This window comes from Enterococcus larvae, assembly GCF_017830045.1.
Lineage (GTDB): Bacteria > Bacillota > Bacilli > Lactobacillales > Enterococcaceae > Enterococcus_L > Enterococcus_L larvae.
In genome coordinates this window covers 158,861-181,463 of sequence record NZ_JAEDXU010000002.1, presented here as the reverse complement: position 1 = coordinate 181,463, position 22,603 = coordinate 158,861, and the positions used below count along the sequence as shown (strand labels likewise).

At 40.5% G+C, this 22,603-nt stretch carries 21 protein-coding genes; 3 read left to right on the top strand and 18 right to left on the bottom strand.

Features of this window, described 5'->3' with window-relative positions; all coding sequences use genetic code 11:
- Positions 1-42: 42 nt before the first annotated feature.
- Complete coding sequence (locus I6N96_RS04875) at positions 43-756, top strand: response regulator transcription factor (protein WP_209556392.1); 714 nt, start codon at positions 43-45, stop codon at positions 754-756.
- Positions 753-2,513 carry a sensor histidine kinase gene (locus tag I6N96_RS04870; protein WP_209556391.1) on the top strand — a complete coding sequence of 587 codons (1,761 nt, stop codon included), beginning with the start codon at positions 753-755 and terminating at the stop codon, positions 2,511-2,513. Before I6N96_RS04875 ends, I6N96_RS04870 begins: the two co-directional genes overlap by 4 nt.
- A gap of 68 nt (positions 2,514-2,581) precedes the next feature.
- On the opposite strand, the gene I6N96_RS04865 is transcribed toward I6N96_RS04870, so the two are convergent.
- The 3 genes from I6N96_RS04865 to I6N96_RS04855 all read right to left on the bottom strand — a co-directional run bounded on the left by I6N96_RS04865 (position 2,582) and on the right by I6N96_RS04855 (position 5,954).
- The gene (locus tag I6N96_RS04865) at positions 2,582-3,406 is read right to left on the bottom strand and encodes a YwqG family protein (RefSeq protein WP_209556390.1); all 825 of its coding nucleotides are present in this window, start codon (positions 3,404-3,406) and stop codon (positions 2,582-2,584) included.
- 259 nt (positions 3,407-3,665) lie between these two features.
- Positions 3,666-4,553, bottom strand: a complete 888-nt coding sequence (locus I6N96_RS04860; protein ID WP_209556389.1) for a phosphate ABC transporter substrate-binding protein PstS family protein — start codon at positions 4,551-4,553, stop codon at positions 3,666-3,668.
- A 234-nt stretch (positions 4,554-4,787) separates the two neighbouring features.
- Positions 4,788-5,954 (bottom strand): pyridoxal phosphate-dependent aminotransferase, encoded by a 1,167-nt coding sequence (locus I6N96_RS04855; protein ID WP_209556388.1) that lies wholly within the window; start codon positions 5,952-5,954, stop codon positions 4,788-4,790.
- A 470-nt stretch (positions 5,955-6,424) separates the two neighbouring features.
- Between I6N96_RS04855 and hisC the strand changes: the two genes are divergently transcribed.
- Positions 6,425-7,471 carry a histidinol-phosphate transaminase gene (hisC, locus tag I6N96_RS04850; protein ID WP_209556387.1) on the top strand — a complete coding sequence of 349 codons (1,047 nt, stop codon included), beginning with the start codon at positions 6,425-6,427 and terminating at the stop codon, positions 7,469-7,471.
- Positions 7,472-7,553: 82 nt separating this feature from the next.
- Here the strand turns inward: hisC and I6N96_RS04845 are convergent, their stop codons facing one another.
- The 15 genes from I6N96_RS04845 to pyrC form a co-directional block, all read right to left on the bottom strand.
- A complete protein-coding gene (locus I6N96_RS04845; RefSeq protein WP_209556386.1) occupies positions 7,554-9,158 on the bottom strand; it encodes an Mbeg1-like protein in 1,605 nt (534 codons plus the stop codon).
- A complete protein-coding gene (locus I6N96_RS04840) occupies positions 9,158-9,832 on the bottom strand; it encodes a hypothetical protein (RefSeq protein WP_209556385.1) in 675 nt (224 codons plus the stop codon). Before I6N96_RS04840 ends, I6N96_RS04845 begins: the two co-directional genes overlap by 1 nt.
- Before the next feature lie 530 nt (positions 9,833-10,362).
- The gene (locus tag I6N96_RS04835; protein ID WP_209556384.1) at positions 10,363-10,659 is read right to left on the bottom strand and encodes a hypothetical protein; all 297 of its coding nucleotides are present in this window, start codon (positions 10,657-10,659) and stop codon (positions 10,363-10,365) included.
- A 16-nt stretch (positions 10,660-10,675) separates the two neighbouring features.
- A complete protein-coding gene (locus tag I6N96_RS04830; protein WP_209556383.1) occupies positions 10,676-10,960 on the bottom strand; it encodes a hypothetical protein in 285 nt (94 codons plus the stop codon).
- Positions 10,953-11,378: a hypothetical protein gene (locus tag I6N96_RS04825; RefSeq protein WP_209556382.1), complete on the bottom strand. Its 426-nt coding sequence runs from the start codon at positions 11,376-11,378 to the stop codon at positions 10,953-10,955. The genes I6N96_RS04830 and I6N96_RS04825 overlap by 8 nt, the downstream gene beginning before the upstream one ends.
- Positions 11,379-11,394: 16 nt before the next feature.
- Complete coding sequence (locus I6N96_RS04820) at positions 11,395-11,682, bottom strand: WXG100 family type VII secretion target (protein ID WP_209556381.1); 288 nt, start codon at positions 11,680-11,682, stop codon at positions 11,395-11,397.
- Between the two features lie 286 nt (positions 11,683-11,968).
- A complete protein-coding gene (locus tag I6N96_RS04815; RefSeq protein WP_209556380.1) occupies positions 11,969-12,871 on the bottom strand; it encodes a LysR family transcriptional regulator in 903 nt (300 codons plus the stop codon).
- An 11-nt stretch (positions 12,872-12,882) separates the two neighbouring features.
- Positions 12,883-13,593 (bottom strand): carbonic anhydrase family protein, encoded by a 711-nt coding sequence (locus I6N96_RS04810; protein WP_209556379.1) that lies wholly within the window; start codon positions 13,591-13,593, stop codon positions 12,883-12,885.
- A 202-nt stretch (positions 13,594-13,795) separates the two neighbouring features.
- A complete protein-coding gene (gene pyrE / locus I6N96_RS04805; RefSeq protein ID WP_209556378.1) occupies positions 13,796-14,428 on the bottom strand; it encodes an orotate phosphoribosyltransferase in 633 nt (210 codons plus the stop codon).
- Positions 14,429-15,145 carry an orotidine-5'-phosphate decarboxylase gene (pyrF, locus tag I6N96_RS04800; RefSeq protein WP_209556377.1) on the bottom strand — a complete coding sequence of 239 codons (717 nt, stop codon included), beginning with the start codon at positions 15,143-15,145 and terminating at the stop codon, positions 14,429-14,431. It lies immediately after the preceding gene.
- A complete protein-coding gene (locus I6N96_RS04795) occupies positions 15,142-16,071 on the bottom strand; it encodes a dihydroorotate dehydrogenase (protein WP_209556753.1) in 930 nt (309 codons plus the stop codon). Before I6N96_RS04795 ends, pyrF begins: the two co-directional genes overlap by 4 nt.
- Entirely contained in the window at positions 16,071-16,853 is a 783-nt protein-coding gene (locus I6N96_RS04790; RefSeq protein WP_245186847.1) for a dihydroorotate dehydrogenase electron transfer subunit, read from the bottom strand. The genes I6N96_RS04795 and I6N96_RS04790 overlap by 1 nt, the downstream gene beginning before the upstream one ends.
- 197 nt (positions 16,854-17,050) lie before the next feature.
- On the bottom strand, positions 17,051-20,239 hold the full coding sequence (gene carB / locus I6N96_RS04785; RefSeq protein ID WP_209556375.1) for a carbamoyl-phosphate synthase large subunit: 3,189 nt from the start codon (positions 20,237-20,239) through the stop codon (positions 17,051-17,053).
- Complete coding sequence (locus I6N96_RS04780; protein ID WP_209556374.1) at positions 20,232-21,317, bottom strand: carbamoyl phosphate synthase small subunit; 1,086 nt, start codon at positions 21,315-21,317, stop codon at positions 20,232-20,234. Before I6N96_RS04780 ends, carB begins: the two co-directional genes overlap by 8 nt.
- Positions 21,318-21,319: 2 nt before the next feature.
- Entirely contained in the window at positions 21,320-22,603 is a 1,284-nt protein-coding gene (gene pyrC, locus I6N96_RS04775; RefSeq protein WP_209556373.1) for a dihydroorotase, read from the bottom strand.

Genomic DNA, 22,603 nt, shown 5'->3' with positions numbered 1-22,603 from the left:
TTGGAGGATATTTATCACAACCTCATAAAAAGGAGCGAATTCATGAAACATGTACTAGTTGTAGATGATGAACCATCAATTTTGACCTTACTGAAATTCAATTTGGAAAAAGACGGCTATAAAGTAACTACCGCTGAAAACGGGATAGAGGCCTATGAGCTTGCTCTAGATCAATCCTTTGATTTTATCATTTTGGATGTTATGCTGCCGGGCATGGACGGTCTGGATATAACAAAAGCACTCCGCAGAGAAAAAGTAGAAACACCTATCCTGATACTTACTGCTAAAGATGACCAAGTTGACAAAATCATTGGTTTGGAAATTGGTGCAGATGATTACCTGACAAAACCCTTCAGCCCCAGAGAAGTACTAGCTCGCATGAAGGCGATTTTCAGAAGAACTGAAGGCTCCAAGAAAACTAATGACACATTGGAGAATGAAGAAAAAGCACCGTTGATAATTGGAGAAATCCACGTAGATGAAGATAACTATGAGGTCTTTGTTCGTGGGGAAAAAATTGAACTTACACCAAAAGAGTTTGAGCTGTTAGTCTATTTTATGAAGCGCAAAGATCGTGTGATCAATCGTGACACGCTTTTAGAGCGCATCTGGCAATATGACTTTTCCGGACAAAGCAGGATCGTGGATGTTCATGTCAGCCATCTACGAGATAAAATAGAAAGAGATCCAAAACGACCAGCCTACCTTTTGACCGTCAGAGGCTTTGGCTATCGCTTTCAGGAGCCTAAGAAATGATTACCAGACAACGTTTTGAATACTTCATCACGGTCTTGATCATGCTGTTCCTATTTTTTATCAGTATGTTTACAGTCAATTCCTTTTTTAGAAATGAACTGTTGAGTCAACAAGAGAATTATTTGCAGAAAAAGGCTGATTTTCTTGCTGAACAGCTTTCTGATACTGCCTTTGAGCAGGAGAGCTTAACACAAACAGAGCAAGATTTTATACAGGACTATGTAGGCATGAACGATGAACGAATCAGCCTGCTTAATAGTAACGGTGACATTTTTTATGACACAGATGATGAAAACCTATCGGATTCTCGAAAGGGTCGGCCGGAAATAAAAGCCGTTCTTGCCGGTGCCGCATACGGCTCCGACCACAGGACAAGCGGTACACTTGGTGTCGATTTATTATATCTAGCCATTCCTGTAAACGTAAACGGAAAGCTGATTGGCGTCCTTCGAATTTCAGAAGAAGCTAGTAAGTTTTCAGGGAGTATTTCTGCCTTTCGAAATTTTCTATTCTTCATCTTTGGGTTGTTGTTTTTGGTGATCACGATTTTTCTACTTTTGATGATTCGTCAAAAAAACAAACCATTACTTACCGTACTTCCCTTCTTGAAACGATTGATTCAAAACCCGCAAAAAGGGCGATCAATCATTCAACAATCTTCTGAGTGGCATGAACTGTATGAGACAGCCAACGAGCTCAGTAGTCAAATGAGTGAAACCTATCGAGCGTATCTCTCAACCGAAGAGCAGCTGCACATCCTACTGAATGATTTGATGATTGGTATTTTTATTGTAGACAAAGATGGTGCACTTGAATTGATCAACCCAGTTATGTGCAGGTTTCTCGGAATTGATGCAGTTCCAACGCAAACAGAAAGCTACCAACAGACAATCAACGATCCATTGCTGATTCAGCTGATCAATCAGGCAATCACTGAAGAAATCTCTATTCAACAGGAAATCACACTTCATTCAGATGTAGAAGAAAGAATCGTTGATCTTTCTTTGCATTATTTCAACAATGATTTCAACGACCATCAAATCTTTGGTGTTGCTTACGACTTGACACAGGTCCACAGACTTGAAAAAATGCAGAAGGATTTTGTGGGTAATGTCTCTCACGAATTAAAAACACCAATCACCTCCTTGATTGGCTTCACAGAAACATTGCTGGATGGAGCAAAGGATGATCCGGAGACCCTCACACAATTTTTAGGGATCATTCAAAAGGACGCCTATCGACTACAGCGGCTGATCCAGGAAATCATCCTATTATCCAGAGATTCAAAAAATACCTATGATAAACAACAGGTTCCCTTATATCCGCTAATCAACGAGGTGGTTCATTCTTATCAGAGAATGATGGATGAAAAACAACTGACACTATCTGTACACGGAGATAAAGAAATGATCATCTCCACAGCTTACGAGTTGTTTTACCCAATCATCAAGAATCTGATTGAAAATGCTGTCCAGTATTCAAAAGCAGAGGGTAATATTACTGTTGATTTTGAAATGGAGAATCATGAATTGATTTTATCTGTGAAAGATGATGGCATTGGTATTCCTCTAGAAGATCAAAATCGAATTTTTGAACGCTTTTATCGTGTAGACAAAGCACGTGCACGCTATTCAGGCGGAACAGGTCTGGGGCTTGCAATCGTTCAAAACTATTCAGAAATTTTAGGTGGAACAGTGGTTCTGGAAAGCTATCCTGGTGTCGGCTCTTCTTTCACGCTTAGAATTCCTATAAACTAAAGAACATCCTCCAGTCAGAAGTGAGTGAAACTACTTTTGACCAGAGGATGTTCTTTCTTTATTATGTGTTATCCACAATCCCAATTATACTGAATATCTGTAAAATCTTTTTGTTTCAATGCTTCCTTATTAATAAAAAAGTTCCCAACGCCCATATCTCCCCACATGATTGGCCAATCTGCATCAACCTTCTCAGTATCAAGTTGGAATAGAAGCGTATCATATTTCGTCGTTTCCTCATAAATGCGGGGATCTTCCTGAGTGAAATAAGGATAACCTCCTACTTTACTGCCCATGGCGATTTCATATAAGCCGTTATAGATTTTTTCTCTTTGTTCATCGTCATCCGAAACATCATTGACCCAATCATACATATTCTTCCCAAAATATCTCTTGAATTCATAGCAGTCGCTGCAGACATATTGAGCTTCTTTTTTCGCAGTCAACTTGAATTCTCCTTCAACGACCTTATACAGCTCATCCTTGATTTCTGCTTGAAGCTCAAGCTGTTGTTCTCTTGTATAGGAGGGTACAGAAGAATCTTTGAAAAACAACACTCTGAAACCAGTTTGTTTTGTTGGTAAATCAAAATCCATCCCCATCAAATCATCAACATAATCGACATAAAACGCTAAAATCCCTGTTTCCGGATAATCAGGTAGCGCCGGCAGCTCAGAAAAATTGAGCTGTGCCAGCAAGAATAAGGGAACACCATTTTCAGGATTTCTCGGATAATCCATAGTGGATGGAATATAACCAATTCCACCAGCCTTATTGGCCGTCAAGTCAAGTTCTCCTTCATTGCTGCAGGATAGTCTAAGACACTCCGTCTTTGTTTCTATAAATCGCTCTAGCCATTCAACAGGCAATAATTCTTTCAGCTTCTCTTCCATTACTCTCCTCCTCTTTTTATTTAATCTTATCCTTTTAGCTATGGGGTGTAAAGACGGCTGACAAAATTTCTCAATTTCTATTTGTTTATTTGTCTATTTGTCTATTTGTCTATTTGTCTATTTGTCTATTTGTCTATTTGTCTATTTGTCTATTTGTCTATTTTCTGTGAGCCTAGCTTTTTTAATCAAAAAAACACACGGAAATGATGAACTTCCATGTGTCTCTTTTAGGATTTTGTTATTATTTACTCTAGCAGTTCTAGTTATTCGTTACCGTACCATCTACGCTTCGCTCGATTTTCATCTCTGTGATTGGTAAATAGCCCAGTTCCTTGACGATTCCTTTTTGAACGTCATCACTGACAATGTAGTCTAAAAATTTCTTAACTCCGGCATCTGGTTCACCATTTGTGTACATATGCTCGTAAGACCAGATTGGCCAAGAATTATCTGCTACATTTTCCTCTGTTGGTTTCACGCCATCCACACTCAACGCTTCAGTGGAATCATCCATATAAGAAAATGCCAGGTAGCTGATTGCCCCAGGTGTTTGAGCAACGATTTGACGAACGGTTCCAGATGAATCCTGTTCTTGCGATTTCACTGAAGTCGCTCCATCCAGTCCCCATTTTTCAAAGGTTGCTCTAGTTCCGCTGCCTTCAGGACGATTGATTACTTCGATTGCCTGATCTTTTCCACCGATCTCCTTCCAGTTCGTGATTTTCCCTGTGAAGATATCGATCAACTCAGATTTGGTAATTTCTTTCACGCCTACATCCTTGTTAACAACTGGTCCCATACCTACAACTGCTACCTTATGGTCAACTAATTTATCTGCATCAATACCCGATTTTTCCTCTGCGAAAACATCGGAATTTCCAATAGTAACTGCTCCATCAGCAACTTGCGATAGGCCTGTACCGCTACCGCCACCTTGAACAGAGATTGCATAGTTCGGCTCTTCAGCAATGAACTGATCCTTGGCTGCATCTACAAGAGGTTGCAAAGCGGTTGATCCCACAGCGACTATTTTCACTTGTTCATTTGATTTCTTATCAGAAGCCTCACTACTGTTTGAACTGCTTCCGCAGCCAGTTAAAAGTACTCCTACTGTGACTACTAATGTTGTCAAAACCATTTTCTTCATTTCAACACTTCCTTCATAATTAGTTACAAGCACAGTTTATCAACCTAGTGTTAAGCCTGATCCAAATTCCTGTAAATAATTGGTAAAGAAGTGTAAAAATTCTGTTTCGCCCTCGTTTCCAAAACAAAGAGCCTCGAACACCTAAAATCAAGAAAATAGGCAACCAAAGCTCTTTGATTTTATTGATTCTTTTGAGCGAACGCCTCAAATTATGAATAATTTCAGTAGTTCTTCTTAGTTTGCTTCCATAAATAGTGTCAAACGCTTCATCGCTTCCTCCAAGCGCTCCATATCGGCTGCATAGCTGATACGCACGTAACCCTCTGCTTCAGGACCAAAGGCAATTCCCGGAATAATTGCCAATGCCTGCTTATTCGCAAGCTCTAGACAGAACTTCATTGAGTCCTGTTCAAAGCCACTCGGAATTTTCGCAAAGATATAAAAAGCACCATTTGGGCGGGCGATGTCGAAGCCTAAGCCAGACATACTTTCATAAACAAAATCCCGACGTTTTTTGTATTCCTCTCTCATGATGACCCCATCATTGATCCCCTCAACAAGAGCGCGAACAGCTGCTTTTTGGGAAATCGTTGACGCTGCAGTAACAAGGTATTGATGTACTTTGATGATTTCACGAGTCAACAGCTTATTTGCAAAAATAAACCCAATTCGCCAACCAGTCATTGCATGGGATTTCGACAAGCCATTGATCACGATCGTCTGCTCAGGAAGAAATTCCGCAAGTGAAACATGGGCTTCCTCGTAAGTCAGTTCACTGTATATTTCATCGCTGATAACAAAAACCGGATATTTTTTCAGAACCTCTGCAATTGCCTGAACCTCTTCTCGATTATAAGTCACCCCTGTTGGGTTGCTTGGATAGTTAAGGATCACTGCCTTGACAGTATCACCATGCTTAGCCATTGCTTCTTCAAGCATCTCAGGTGTCAAGACAAAGCCGTTTTCGGTCGTATCTATATAGACAGGGATCGCCCCTGCTAAAGTAATGACTGGTTCATATCCCGGATAAATCGGTGCAGGCAGTAATACCTTATCGCCAGCTTCAAGCATCGCCAATAAACTTGCCGAGATTGCTTCTGTTGCACCAATCGTTACTAAAACTTCAGAAGTCGGATCATAAGATACGCCATACTTCTCTTTCATAAAATAAGCAGCAGCCTCTCGAACATCTGTCAGTCCCGCCATTCCAGAATAATGGGAAAAGTTTTCTTTGATTGCCCTTTGCCCAGCTTCTTTCACATGCTCAGGCGTGTTGAAATCCGGCTCCCCCAATGTCAGCTTCAAAATATCGGGAATCGCTGATACCTGCTCATCAAATTTGCGAATCATCGAAACAGCAATTTTATACACTTGTTTGTTGAAACGGTTTGTTAAATCCATTCATATTCCTCCAATTCTATTCCAACGATCTGAAAAATCACCAGTACGATTCTTTGACGATCTATCAGACACTGTCATTTCATGATCAATTATACATTAACACTACACTAAACCATCTTTGAAAGCATTCATCACTGAACGTTCCAACCATATAGACCTTAATAAAGACTCATCATACGAAAAGTGACCTTTGTCCAAACTCAATAACAAAGAAGTTAGAAGCCATTACCATCTTTTTCAGGCTATGTATCCTGATGAGAAACAGCCAAAAATAGGACTGTCCCTTTCTGAGACTCTTCATTTACTTGGACATTATCGTATCATAATTTCGTCAAAAATGAAAATACTATTTAAAAACAAGAGAATTCACTCTTCATTTTCTCATTTTACACTTGCTTTTTACATCTCCTTTCTCTACTATTATAGGAAAGTACGAAACCTATTATCGACAAAGAAAGGTCTGGACTAGTATGAAAGGTATTAGAAAAATTGCACCTTATATTCCCGGTATTCAGCCAAGCACTGCGGGAATGATCAAGATCAATACAAATGAGAATCCCTACCCGCCTTCACCAAGTGTTGCGGATGTGTTGAAAAATTTTGATAGTGAACAGCTTAAACGTTACAGCTCACTAGATAATCTTGCTTTGAAAAAGGCTTTAGCCCGAAAACATGATGTACATCCTGAACAGCTGATGATTGGGAATGGCTCAGATGAAGTACTGGCCTTTAGTTTTTTAGCATTTTTTAACAGTGAAGATCCTATCCTTTTTCCAGATATCACTTATGGATTTTACAAGGTCTGGGCAGATCTTTTCCGTATTCCGTTTAAAGAAATCCCCTTAAACAGCACATTTGACATTGATTTTTCTGATTACGAAGAGCTAAATGGCGGTATAGTGATCGCCAACCCAAATGCCCCAACCGGACTCTTCAAATCAGCCGAGAATATCCATTCATTTTTACAAAAACACGCTGATGTGATTGTCATTGTTGATGAAGCCTATGTGGAATTTGCCGAGGAATCAATGCTGCCGCTGCTAGAACAGCACCCGAACCTGATTATCGTTCGGACGTTGTCAAAATCCCAATCTCTAGCTGGACTTCGAGTGGGCTATGCTATCGGTGCACCTGAGTATATTGCTGTACTAGAAAGCATCAAGTCCTCCTTCAATCCATATTCAGTTGACACACTTGCAGAACAGCTTGCAACAGCGGCTGTTGAAGATGAAGCCTATTACCAAAAGATAACAGATGAAATCTGTATAACAAGAGATTGGTTTAGTGAAAAATTGGCGGACCTAGACTTCCGCTCGCTCCCTTCTCAGACCAATTTTATTCTTTCAACACATAATGAATTGAACATGGAAGAGCTATATCAATACCTAGCCTCTGAAAATATTTTCGTCCGATACTTTTCAAAGCCGGAGCGTCTGAACAAATTTCTGCGTATCTCTATCGGAACACGAGAAGAAATGGAAGCAGTCATCGAAAAAATCACTCAGTACATGAAATAATGCTGCTAAAAAAGCCGTGATATATCCTGATTCCAATCCGGATATATTTACAGCTTTTTTTCCTTGATAAGCACTGCCTATATTAAGCAAAACTTTCAGATATTTCTGTTAAAAGTTGAAGCAGGTCTTGGGCCTCGGCTTTTCTCTGTGCTGCCTTTGAAGCAAAGGATGATTCCGTGCTATACACATCATTGAATATGCGATGGATCTCAGAAGCACTTGTTCCCTGCATATCGATCACCTTCCGATAATAATCAGTCAAATCAGAACTATTAGCAGGAAAATCAACGCCTCCAAGCAGATATTTATCGACGCGGTAAAAGACATCCCATTTCGTCACATCCCACCATGGTTCACTCTCCACTTCCTCAACCAATGCTAAAAGCTGGTCCTTGGTTGCTTGTGTAAAATCACGCGTCGTATCAGTATACCCATCTCCACTTACCATTTCATACCCAACACCTAAAGAAGCACCAACACCATGACCAAGAATATTATACCCAAAGAGGGAACTGACCAACCAGAATATATCCTGACCATCCACGCCTTTTTTCTTTTGTAGATAGCCTTTCGTCAATGCCATGAGTCGATCAGTAAAGCCCTCCGGCATCTCAGAATAATCATCACCGTAAGGAATCTCTCCTGTCTGCATCACTGACATCAATGTATAACAGAGATACCGCCAGTCTTCTTTTCTCATATACTTGGCATAATGAGCAAACAAGCCTTGAACCTCACTCATCAACTCACTTTGACCAACCTCAGCATCTAAAGAAAGCACCCCCTCTTTTCCAACCGCAAACATCGAGTACGGTGAATGCCAAGCTCCGGCTTTATGCATCAACATACTCCCACCATACGTTTTTAACAGCATAAGAAGAATCTCTCCACTATCAGCACCATTCAACACCATTTCCTGCAGTTTTTCCTGATCTTTTTTACTCAGAGCAAAAGAACTGCCGTCACTGATTCCCCAGCTCGTCGTGGATTGAATATATCGCCTATCTCCCGCAATTGGAAATAACAAAATATTTACAAAGTCCAATTCATTACTGATATTTGTGATTTTCCCACAGTTTTTTTCGATCAAATCCTTATATTTCAATAAAAAAGCCTGATTAAAACCCTGACCATCAAAAGCGTACACATGCTTGATTAGATTTCCTCTAAGAACGCCAACATACTGTGCCTTGTTTCCACCTTTCGAGTGACCACTGACATAAATATTGTATTGACCATTCTTGTTGTACTTGCTCATCATCTCGTCAAAATAATCTAAAGCAACCTGCTGCTGTTTAGTATCAGCAACATTATAGTAGCCGCCTTCACCATTATCACGCCATTCCATATCTCCAGCTGTTCCTTTATAAACAAGGATCAACTCATCACCATAAGAAATCGCAGCATTGGTGATTCTCTGCGAGCCGTTTTCATTCGCATATTGGGAATTTTCTACATTATTTATTTTCATGTTTCCATAAACTGACGGATTATTTTTGATTGTCGTGATAATATTAGCAAATTCATCACGAGAAATCTCAGCAGGTTTATTGGCGTTATTGATACTGTTCAAATCAAATGTATTTGCCCATGTTAAAACCGTCTGGCCTTGAGCGTTTTCAGCAAAATCTTCTGTGTAGATAATCGAATTTAGAATCAGTAACTCCTCTTCTGTAGGTTGTGCCATCACTCTCCCTCCTTATACTCATAATCAAAGTCTATTTGACCCCAAGAATCAAATTTTTCCATGATCCTATTATTCGTTGGAAAAGTATCTTCTTCTGGATTTTCTATAGAATATTGTTCAATATCTTCTCTATATCCTTCTCTTAAATAACATGATATTGAAAGAAAAGCGATACTGATGGTTTTCTCTATTTCATTTTTTATATCCCCAAAAAGGGTACCCAAACGTTCTTCAGAAAATCCATCTTCTACTTGCACATAAATGGAGATAGTAATATTATTTTTCTTATTGGCGTATTCTAAAAATTTTTCAAACGAAATTTTTGAATTAAAAGAGTCTGGATAAACATATTTATAATTTATATTTACAGTATTTTCTTCAAAATATTTCTTGATTATGTCATCAACTATCTCATAGTAGTTATCCTTCATTAGTAACCCTACGTATCCGTCTTCATAGCGTTCTCCTTCATCATAACGATAGATAGCAAAGTTATTCTTAGGATTCCCATCTTTAGGATAAGCAAACATATGCTCATACCCCGATTGTGACCATGATTTATATTCAATTGACTGGCATTCGAATTCTTCTCCATATTTTTCTTGAAGATGATCCAGCATCTCCTGCTTGACTTCTTCTCGTGTAGGCTGTGCCTGTATTTCTTCTTTATCCATGCTCTTACACCCTCCTAATATAACTAAAGCAAACACAATACTTGCTGTGAGTATTTTTTTCATACCCCACCTCTGTTTTCTCATTTTATAAGTATTCATAATTTAAAATATGAGTACTTTTTTTAATTTTCTTTTTGTTTATAGTCAAAGTTAATTTCTCCTCATGTTCTACGAACAGAAAATGTTTTTCCTTTATTGGAGAAAGCTGTACTTTCTCAGACAGAGCTAAAAGAATCATTAATAATATATTCTTCAAATTTTTTAGAATATCCTATTACTGAGAACCCTCCTATAGAAAATACTTTTTTTAGTTCATTTTCAATAGAAGTCAATGTCTCAGATTCATTTTGAGCATAAAAATATATCCTAACATTCCTAGTATTTTTTCCACATGATTTTTGAAATTCTCGAAATCCATGTCTACTCGAAAACTTTCTGGATAAGTATAACAACTGATATGGGATGTGGCAGTATGATCAGTAAAAATTTAGAAGCTCCCTTTTTATTTTCCCCCTCAGGAATTCTTCTTGTTATTCACGATTACTGTTGATTTTTGCAGCATTCTCTGAATCTGCTGTCGCAAATCCTTCGATGACTTCACCAAGAAAAGAACTTGTTTTCTCTGCAACATCTTCCATTTGATTGGCACACTTTACCAATACTTCTAAGCATTGAGAAAGCATTTCGGAGGATTCACCCTGACTTTCATTGAAAAGATTCTCAGTCACATAACCACCGGAGGATACTTCTCTGATTCTGCTTATCACATCCTGCATACTGGTTTTTAGCGCTTGCAGCTCTTCAGCATCCAATTGTATTTTGCTCATTGTACCTCTCCTTTACTTAATAAATAAACTGATCCTTTTCATCTATTTCAGCTATAAAATCATGTGCTTCTCCATTTAGAGTTTCTGTCAGCTCAGCAGCTTTCTCGGTCACTGCTGACATTTTCTCTGAAAGAACCCCAAGTTTAGAGGTTATTAACGGATCTTCCAAGGCATTATTAACAACTGATTCGATTACCTTTTGAAAATCCGATCCGGCTTCCGCCATTGTTGACAAATACGCAATCAACGACTGCTCTGCAAAAACATATTCAGCATCTGATATTTTCAATTCACTACTCATCCTTTTTCATCCTCTCTACCCTCAACTGATACTGCAAATCAGAAAGTTGGTTTTCACAAAGCATCCGACGGCTTCTCAAGGAGTCAATTTCCTGCTCCACCCGACGAATCCCTCGATCGATTTCCTGCTGCTCGTCTTCCTTCTTTTGTAAATATCGGTCCTTCTCACTTAATAAGCCTTCCATTGATTTCGTATAAGAAACAAGAAACTTGACCTGAGCACTGTTGACTGGTACCTCTCTCAACCGTTGTTGCCTCGCCTGAAAATGCTGACTGATCTCATTGACTTTATGATGGTGCTCTCGTTTAAAATCAAACAAATTTTCCAAGTCCCTTTGCTTCTCTCTCAGCTCGTCTTCAATTCCATACAACTCCTGCTGTTTATTTCTAATTCTTTGTTGATAATATGCTTCGTTCATCTATCGTGCCTCCCTGCTAAAAATGTAACTTGCTCGCAAGAGAGCTATCTTTTTCCTTCATCACAGCCATTGTTTCTTTGATTTGCTGCTGCAGTGCCTCAATGATCACCTGCGTTTGCTCAAATGCCGGCTGAAGCTCTTCAAACTGGTTGATATAAGCATCAGCTGATTTCCCTTCCCATGAATCAGGTACAGAATGAATCAAGCGATTCAGCTCTGCGACACACTGCTGGAATGTTTCCTCCTGAGAATGCAACTGATTCGATAACGCTTCCATTTCAGGATACTCTAAACGTATTTTCATAAAATAGCTCTCCTTCTTTTTCGATCTACAGACACTTCGCTAAATTTTCTATGTGGTAGAGTAAGTTTTATTCATTTCTTAGCTCAAGCAAATAGAATGGACACCTATTTACTTAAACTAGCTTTACATATATAAGATACTAAAAATAATAATAATTTTATCATAAAAAAAGGGTTGTTTGTTTATTTTTTGTAAAAACAACAACACTATTAGAATAATAAAAATTATTATTGATCAAAAAAAGAGTTGCATTAAAATGCAACTCCAGCTAATCAGGCTATGCTATCTACTTTTCTATATTAATAGTCTCGCCCAATAATTTGATAAAATAATCTACAACATCATTTCTCTGTTGATTCTTTTGATAAAGGATACAGATTTTATTTTCCTCCTGTTCCTTCAAAGGAATCAGCTTTATCTCCTTTTTTGTGAAGCCCGTAATGATTCCTGAACCTGTCGCATAAGCGGTTGTTCCTGCTAAAATATTCATTAATGTTCCTCGATCACTTACATGAATAACTGCATGCTGATCGGTTTGTGCTACTAAGTCTTCTGAAAAATAATTAAACTCACTGCCCTCTTGAATAAAGCGAACCTGAGGATAACCTATCAGCTGTTCCACTGTCAATTCCTCTTCTTGCGCTAACGGATGGCCTTTCCCCACAAAGACATGCGTCGTAAAGCTGCCAATTACCTCATAAGCAAGGTTTGTAGTCGCTAAATGTCTTTTGATTCCTGAACGATTTTGACTGTTCAAATAAAGGATGCCGATATCACTATGATAGCTTTTGACATCTTCGATCACCTTCAAGGTCGTCGTTTCAAATAAGCGGAACTCTTTATACTGATTTTCGAATTTCTGAATCACAGCTGCCATGATGCCGCCTAAAAAGTCATAATGCTGAGAGGAAACAGAAAAGCGTTCTTCCTTTTGATGATGCTGAAATCGGTTTTCCATTAATGTCAGCTGGGTCAAAACTTTTTCTGCATGCTCTAAAAAGGCAATCCCTTCTTCTGTTAGAGTTGCACCTTTATTCGTCCGTACAAACAAAGTCACACCTAACTCTTCTTCCAATTCCTTGATACCATTTGAAAGACTGGGTTGGGTAACAAACAATCGTTTAGCGGCCTCACGAAAACCACCACTATCTGCTACAGCCACCACATATTTCATTTGCTTAATATTCATTTTTTTCTCCGTTACTCAACAAAATAAATGTCTCTTTGGTTTTTATTTTGAAGAGGTCTGTTATTATATTCCAACATGCCTTTTTTCAGCAGACAAACCAATCCCCAGTCCATTTGCTGAACTGTCTGAAAAACAAACCAAGGGATTGGACCCTTTGTAGGTGGTGTAGTTAAAGAACCTACATAGTGAAAATGACTCCGCTGCTCCGGCAAAAAAATTGACGGATCGAAAGAAAATTCATGGGTTCTCTGACTAAACTCAATCAATTCCTTCAATAGCGAAAACTTGTTCTCTCCTTCAACCAATTCGAACAAGCAGCCAACAACCAAGTTTTGACCAACATCATTCATATGAACCAAATGAAACTCAATAGGATACTGAATGTCCTCTAGCGTATGCTCACTAGGTGTATGGAAATGAATATCTGTCAGTCGATACTCTACTCCTTGAAAAATTAAATAACTTTGGGTGTTCGGCGGCACAAAGTGAATAGTATTCTTAAATTCCTTTTCGGAAAAAACTTCCTGTTCATAATGAAAGGCGATGCTTTCTTCTATAGCCTTTTCTCCGCAAACTGAGATACTTGATAAAGAAATTGGTGATTGATCAGGAAAGGCTGCTCCTTGAGCAAACCAGTCGCATAGGGTATGCCAATGCTCTGGACCTCTCTCACCAGAATAACTCCATTCTACATCCATATTTCGTATATTTCTTTTTTTCATACAACCCTCCATTATTTCCTTGAGTGTACTATTTTTATTTTGACTACTTTATCTTATTTCTGCTTATCCGTCAAATCATGTGTACGCCAAAATTTTTTTTTAATAAGTACAGTCTATTTATTGAAATATCCCGATTTCAATAAGATTCGATAAAAAAAGAAGAACAATTTTCATTTTAATGATTGTCCTTCCTTTGTTTTCTCTATTTTTTCCATGCCTCAGGATTTTGTTTCCATTCCTTCAACAAATCAAGATCCTTTTCTTCTATATATTGGGACTCCAAAGCAGCTTCCAAAAGTGTTGAATAATTTGTCAAAGTCACTAGCTCAATCCCCTTAGCAGCAAAGTTCTCTTTTCCCTTTGGTAACTCATAGGTAAAGATTGCTGCTATACCTAAAACATCCGCACCTTCACGCGTTGCTGCTTCCGCTGCTTCCAAGACACTTCCTCCGGTAGAAATCAGGTCTTCAATGATGACCATTTTCTGTCCTTCAGCAATACGTCCTTCGATTTGATTTCCTTTTCCATGTTCCTTTGCTTTGCTTCGGATATAAACCATAGGCAAGTCTAAAATATCTGCTACCCAAGCAGCATGAGGAATCCCTGCTGTTGCCGTACCGGCAATTACTTCTACACCCGGATAGTTTTCTTTGATCTGATCAGCCAGTCCTTGAGCGATTTCCTTACGAATCATCGGATAACTCATCGTGATACGATTGTCGCAATAAATCGGGCTTTTGATGCCGCTTGCCCATGTAAAAGGATCATTCGGACTTAAAAAAACTGCTTCGATTTTCAACAGATCTTTGGCAATATTCTTTGCTAATTCAGTCATTTATTTTTCCCCATTCCATTCTTTTTTGATTGCAAGATATGCTTGATAAGGTTCTTCTGCTTGTGTGATTGGGCGACCGACAACAATATAATCCGAGCCGATTTTTGCAGCTTCTGACGGAGTCATCACACGCTTTTGATCACCTGCATCACTACCAGAAGGTCTGATTCCCGGAGTCAAACAGACAAATTCAGAAGAGGTCCCTTCTTTAATAAAACCAACCTCTAGCGCTGAGGAAACAACACCATTAAGCCCTGCTGTTTCAGCACATTTTGCATAATGCTGCACACTTTCTTTTAAGGAAACATTGATCAGCTGATCATGATGCATTTCTTCCTCACTCGTTGAGGTCAGTTGTGTCACTGCAATCAGTACAGGTGTTTCGCTTCCATCTGGTTTTCCAGCTTCGAGGCCTCGCTTTGCAGCCTCCATCATCTTGATACCCCCAGCAGCATGAACATTTGTCATATCTACACCAAGCTTTGCTAGTCCTTTCATTGCATGCTCTACAGTGTTTGGAATATCATGCAGCTTCAAGTCCAAAAAGACTGAATGCCCGGCAGCTTTCAGCCACTTAACAATTTCAGGTCCCTCCTGATAAAAAAGCTCCATGCCAACCTTTACGTACAATGATTCAGTTGATGGAAAGTTATTCAAAAATTTTTCTACTTCTTCTCTTGATGGAAGATCTAAAGCAATTATCGGACGATGACTCATGAGCGCCGCTCCTCTCTAACTTCATTTCTCAATTGTTCAAGGGATTCAATACCTAATTCTGCCATACGGATCGGTAATGCATCGATTAATTTAGGACAGATATAAGGGTCTGTAAAATTCGCTGTCCCTACACCAACAGCACTGGCACCAGCCATGAACATTTCCAGCACGTCATCTACTGTCTGGACACCACCCATTCCGATGATTGGCAACGCCGAAACCTGTGACACCTGATGAATCAGACGAATAGCTACTGGCTTGATCGCAGGTCCAGACAACCCTCCTGTACCGTTAGCCAGAATTGGTTTTCTTGTTTTAAGATCAAGACGCATCCCCAGCAATGTATTGATCATACTGAAGCCATCAGCACCACCAGATTCGATTGCTTTAGCGATTGGAACAATATCCGTCACGTTAGGAGAAAGTTTCACATAGATTGGAACCTTTGCAACTTTTTTTACTGCCTGTGTCAGCTGAAAGGCAACATCTGGATCAGTACCAAATGCAATCCCCCCATGCTTCACATTGGGGCATGAAATATTTAACTCGATTGCTTTGACATTCGGTGCATCACCTATTTTTGCACAGACTTCTACGTAATCATCTTCACATGCTCCAGCAACATTGGCAATGATTGGAAGATCATATTTTTCCAATGCCGGCAGCTTTTGTGTCATTACAGCTTCTAATCCGGGATTTTGCAGACCGATTGCATTCAGCATTCCACTTGGTGTTTCTGCTACACGTGGTGTCGGATTACCGAATCGAGCTTCTGCTGTTGTTGCTTTGATCATGATTGAGCCTAGCTTGCCAATGTCATAATACTTCGCATACTCTTCACCGAAGCCGAAGCAGCCGCTTGCAGGAATGATTGGGTTTTTTAAATCCAAACCGGGAATACTAATCGCTATAGGATTTTTTTCCATCATAATACAACCTCCTTCGCTCTGAAAATCGGACCTTCGTCGCAGACCTTCACACTTTGCGTCCCTGTTTCATCATCTGGAACATGGCAAACACAGGCATAACAAGCGCCCATACCGCAAGCCATACGCTGCTCCAAAGAAAGGAAAACATTTGAATTCTCTTCAAACAGTTGAGCAACTGTCTTCAGCATACCATTCGCACCACAAGCAAATACAGCAGCAGGAGTCTCTTTTTCCATAGCATCCATCAACAGGTTCCCAACATTCCCATGAACCCCATAGGAGCCGTCATCTGTTGCAAATCGAGTATCACCTAAAGCAATGAACTCCTCTTGGTAATAAGAAACCTCTTTAGACGCATAACCAAGAAAATGAACAACTTCTATCCCTTTTTGATGCAATTGTCTGGACAGCTCATACATTGGAGGAATACCAATACCACCGCCAACAACAAATGCTTTTTGCCCCGCCTCTAGAAAAGAAAGGTCATAACCATTTCCTAACGGTCCCATCACGTCTAACTGTTCCCCGGCAGACATTTTAGAAAAATGAAGCGTGCCATCTCCCTCTGTTCTATAAATGATTGAGCAGGTTTTTTCTTCCTTATTGATTTGATTGATACTGATTGGCCTTCTCAAAAGAAAGTCTTCTCTTGGAACCTTGATATGTAAAAACTGCCCCGGAATCCCCATCTCGTTAACCAATTCACCAGTCAATGTCATACGGAAAATTCTTGGTGCCAGTTGTTTTTGTTCAACGATCGTCATCATTTCCTGTTTCATTGTCCGACTCCTCCTATGCTGTAATCTGTTCTGCTTCTTTCGCCGCAAGAAAATCTCTCCATACTTCACGCCTTGAAGCATGGAGATTTCCTGCACCGTTGTCCAACTTGTATTTAAAGGATTGAGGCTGCACTATACACTTTAAATACAGAGCATTTTATTGCTCATAAGCGACTGTTATCTATTCTAAAATCTGATTATATAGCTTCTGTAGAGAATGCTCTTGATTCCAGCACCTTCAAAATTGCATTTGCTGTATCTAGAGAGGTAAATAAGGGAACCCCATGCTCAACTGATTCTCTTCGGATAATGAAACCATCTTCATTTAGAGAAGAACGGTTCTTATCCATTGTATTGACCACCACCTGTGTCTGACCATTGCGAATCAAGTCAACCACCGTTTCTTTTCCTTCTTCTTGCTCTTCGATCTTCAACACTGTTTTCACGCGCAAACCAGCTTCTGCAAAATACTGTGCAGTTCCTGAAGTAGCAACCAGACTGTAGCCAATACTGTTAAATCGTTTAGCAAGTTCCAATGCTTCTTCCTTTGTTTCATCGGCAATCGTAAAGAGCACTGCACCATAGCTCGGCAAGTGTAGGCCAGATGCTTCAAATGCTTTGTAAAGAGCTTTTTCCAAGCTGTAATCTGACCCCATGACCTCACCAGTCGATTTCATTTCAGGCCCAAGATACGTATCTACTTTTTGTAGTTTTGTGAAGGAGAAGACAGGTGCTTTAATATGGACCTGCTCACTTTCCGGATACAAGCCATCTGAGTAGCCTAAATCCGTCAACTTTTCCCCTAAGATAGCTTTCGTTGCTACCTGCGCCATTGGGATTCCTGTGATTTTACTTAAGAACGGTACGGTACGACTAGCTCTTGGGTTGACCTCAATTACATAAACTGTCTCTTCATGGATAACAAATTGAATATTCATCATCCCAATACAGTTCAGTCCAAGCGCCAATTTCTTCGTATATTCAGCAATCGTCTCTTTAATAGAATCAGACAGGGTTTGTGGTGGATAAACTGCCATCGAATCGCCGGAATGGACACCTGCACGTTCGATATGTTCCATGATTCCCGGTATCAAAACTGTCTCGCCATCGCAGATTGCATCTACTTCACATTCACGCCCCAGCAGATAACTATCCACTAATACAGGATGTTCAGGGGAAGCCTTCACGGCGTTACGCATATAGTCTTCTAAGTCCTTCTGGTTTTCCACGATTTCCATTGCTCGACCACCAAGCACATAGCTTGGACGAACCAGAACCGGATACCCGATACGGTTGGCAATCGTCACTGCTTCGCTTTCGCTGATCGCAGTATCGCCCGGAGGCTGAGGTATTTCAAGAGCATTCAGAGCCTGCTCAAACAAATCTCTGTTTTCCGCACGATCCAGATCCTCAATCGTTGTTCCAAGAATTTTCACACCATTCTTCGTTAACGGTTCCGCCAGATTAATGGCTGTCTGTCCGCCAAACTGAACGATGACACCAATCGGCTGTTCTAAATCGATGACATTCATAACATCCTCTAAGGTCAATGGTTCAAAATAGAGCTTATCTGAAATTGAAAAGTCTGTTGATACGGTCTCAGGGTTACTGTTCATGATGATTGCTTCATACCCCGCTGCTTGAATCGCCTTCACAGAATGGACAGTCGCATAGTCAAATTCCACTCCCTGACCGATTCGAATTGGGCCAGAGCCTAACACCAGTACGGATGCCTTTTCTGAACGAATACTTTCATTTTCAAACTCATAGCTGCTGTAAAAATAGGGTGTCTGAGATTCAAACTCTGCAGCACATGTATCAACCATTTTATAAACTGGTACGATGTTATGTGTTTTACGAATTTTAGCAATGCTATCAGCTGTTGTCTGCCATAAGTCAGCCACCTTGCGATCGGTAAAGCCATTTTGCTTCGCTTCCTTCAACACATCCAAGTCATCAACATTTCCAGCTAATTCTTGTTCCAGCTCGACAATGTGCAAGAGCTTATCAAGGAAAAACAGGTCAACCTTTGTCAACAATGCCAGCTCTTCGATGGTGTAGCCGCGTCTCAGCGCTTCAGAAAGATAGAACAAACGATCATCCTGTGCTTTGACCATTTTTTCAGTCAACGCTTCATCCGAAACTTCCTTTAATTCCTTCAACTCATTGTGATAAGCACCGATTTCCAATGAACGAACAGCCTTCAGTAAAGACTCCTCGATATTTCTACCGATTGCCATCACTTCTCCTGTTGCCTTCATCTGGGTACCCAACAAACGATCGCCCTTTTCAAATTTATCAAAAGGCCAACGCGGAATCTTCGCTACCACATAGTCCAAAGCCGGTTCAAACTCTGCATAGGTTGTACCTGTCACCGGATTTTTCATTTCATCTAGTGTCAGTCCTACAGCGATTTTTGCCGCTAATTTAGCAATTGGATAGCCCGTCGCTTTACTTGCCAGCGCTGAGGAACGAGATACCCGAGGATTTACCTCGATAACGTAATAATCAAAGCTATGAGGATCTAAAGCCAGCTGAACGTTACAGCCTCCTTCGATTTTCAATGCACGGATAATCTTCAATGAAGCATCTCTCAACATTTGATATTCATGATCAGACAAGGTTTGACTCGGTGCAAATACAATAGAGTCTCCTGTATGGATGCCCACAGGATCAAAGTTTTCCATGTTACATACAACAATGGCATTATCGGCTGAATCTCGCATCACTTCATATTCGATTTCTTTGTAACCGGCAATGCTCTTTTCAATCAGACACTGCGTAGCTGGTGAAAGCTTCAGCCCGTTTTCAGCGACGATTCTCAGCTCTTCTTCATTGTCGCACATTCCGCCGCCGGTACCGCCTAAGGTGAAGGCCGGACGAACAATGATCGGATAACCGATTTTATTTGCAAAAGCAACAGCTTCTTCTACCGTATGCACAATATCACTTTCCGGGATTGGTTGTCCCAGTTCTTCCATCAATTGCTTGAATAAGTCACGATCCTCTGCTTGATCGATGGCGCTTAATTTTGTTCCTAATAATTCTACATCTAATTCATCAAGGATACCGGAAGCTGCTAATTCCATAGCCATATTCAATCCTGTTTGCCCACCTAATGTAGGCAGCAAAGCATCTGGACGTTCTTTCCGTAGGATTCTTGAAACGAATTCTAGTGTGATGGGCTCAATATAAACTTTGTCAGCTATTTCTTTATCTGTCATGATTGTTGCCGGATTAGAATTGACCAATACGACTTCATAGCCTTCTTCTCTTAATGCGAGACATGCCTGTGTACCTGCGTAGTCAAATTCTGCAGCCTGACCAATAATGATCGGACCAGAACCGATAACCATGATTTTCTTTATATCTTTACGTTTAGGCATTTCTCTGCTCCTTCCATGCATCCATTAATTCCATAAATTCATCGAAAAGATGCAGCCCGTCATGTGGACCAGGTGCAGCATCTGGATGGTATTGAACAGTAAACGCAGGGAACTCTCTATGTCTGACCCCTTCAACTGTACCATCATTGATTTCAATATGAGTGACCATTAGTTTTTCAGGATCGATTGTGTTTTCATCCACTGCGTACCCATGATTTTGGGAAGTAAAATCAATTCGTCCTGTCGCAATTTCTCGAACCGGATGATTCAGACCTCGGTGACCGAACTTCATTTTGTACGTGTCGGCTCCATTAGCCAATGAAAACAGCTGGTGCCCCAGACAAATACCGAAAATCGGCACTTTCCCCTGAATCTGCTGAATCATTTCAATTGCTCCCGGCACATCTTTCGGGTCCCCTGGTCCATTGGTCAGCATCACACCATCTGGATGCAGATCAAGAATCGTCTGAGCATCAGTGTTATACGGAAGAACAGTCAGGTTACAATGTCTTTTTGACAGCTCTCGCAAGATACTGTGCTTCAGTCCAAAATCCACAACAACGACATTTCTGCCTACACCCGGACTTGGGTACGGTTTTGTTGTAGAAACCTGCGCCACTTGATTGTGAGGCAGTACAGTTGCCTTCAACTGATCAAACAAGTGATTTAGTTCGTCACCTTTATCCACCAGCATTCCCTTCATTGTTCCTGCTGAACGGAGTTTCTTTGTCAATGCACGTGTATCGATTCCCGCAATTCCGGGAATCCCTTTACGCTTTAGAAATTCATCTAAGGTAAGCTGATTCCTCCAGTTAGAAGCCAGACGAGCAAATTCTTTTACTACCACTCCTTTACAGGTCGGAGCGATAGATTCATAGTCATCACGATTGATTCCATAATTTCCTACCATAGGATAAGTGAATGTGATGATCTGACCGTTAAAGCTTTGGTCAGTGATTGTTTCCTGATAGCCAGTCATACTTGTTGTAAATACGACTTCGCCTACTACATTTGCTTCTGCTCCGAAGGCTTTTCCTTCAAAGACCGTTCCATCTTCTAAAATAAGTAATCGTTTCAACGTCACACTTCCTCCTTAGCCCATGCCAGCTTTCCATCTACGAAAGTCATTAGCGTATTTCCTTTGACTTTCCAACCGACGAACGGGGTATTGACTGCTTTAGATTCAAACTTCTGGTCATCAATTGCTTCTTCCAGTGATAAATCGAACACCGCAATGTCTGCAGCTCCACCGATTTTCAACGTTCCAGCATTCAGTCCGAAGATTGCCGCCGGCTTCACTGCCATCCAGTCAACGACCTGTTCTAATGTGAATTTCCCTGTTTCAACAAAGTGTGTGTAAATCAATTGAAAGGCTGTTTCACTACCTACAATACCAAATGGTGCTTTCAAGAAGGTTTGATTTTTTTCTTCTAACCCGTGAGGGGCATGGTCTGTGGCAATGCAATCGATTGTTCCATCAATCAGACCATCGATCAGCGCTTGTCTATCCGCCTTTCCTCTTAGTGGAGGATTCATCTTCCAGAACCCGTTATCCTCAGGAATATCTTCATCGATCAACAAGAGATGGTGGGGAGAAACCTCAGCAGTAACATGAATCCCTGCACGTTTCGCATCACGAATCACACGTACACTTTCCTCTGTCGATACGTGACAGACATGGTAGTGTGCGCCTGTTTCCTTTGCTAGTGTGATATCTCTGGCGATCTGAGAAGCTTCTGTTGCACTAAGGATTCCAGGCAGCCCCAGCTTCTTGGATATTTCGCCTTCGTGCATCACGCCGCCAAATAGTAATGACTCATCTTCTGTATGGGCAACAAGAGCCATGTTATTTGCAGCAGCCTCCTTCATTGCCAGATACATTGTCCCGGCAGTCTGAACCCCTACACCGTCATTAGTAAATGCGAAAGCCCCAGCTTCCTTCAATGCTTTTTGATCCGTCAAGCGCTCACTGCGCAGCTCTTCTGTAATTGGTGCGTACTGCAACACTTTCACGATTGCATCCTTTTGAATGATATCGTAGATTTCCTGAAGCTTTTCAGCTGTGTCGGGTACAGGATTCAAATTCGGCATTGCACAGACTGTAGTAAATCCGCCTCTTGCAGCAGCCTTGCTTCCAGTTTCAATCGTTTCCTTATACGTAAATCCCGGTTCTCTTAAATGCACATGAACATCAACCAATCCCGGTGTGATCAACTGTCCCTTTGCATCATAAACTGTATCAAATTGTGCTTCGTTAAAGGATTTTCCAATTGCGAAGACCTTACCATCCTCAATCCATACAGAAGCTTCTGTCAATTCATTATTTTTTTCTACGATTTTCCCGTTTTTTATCAATGTTTTCAT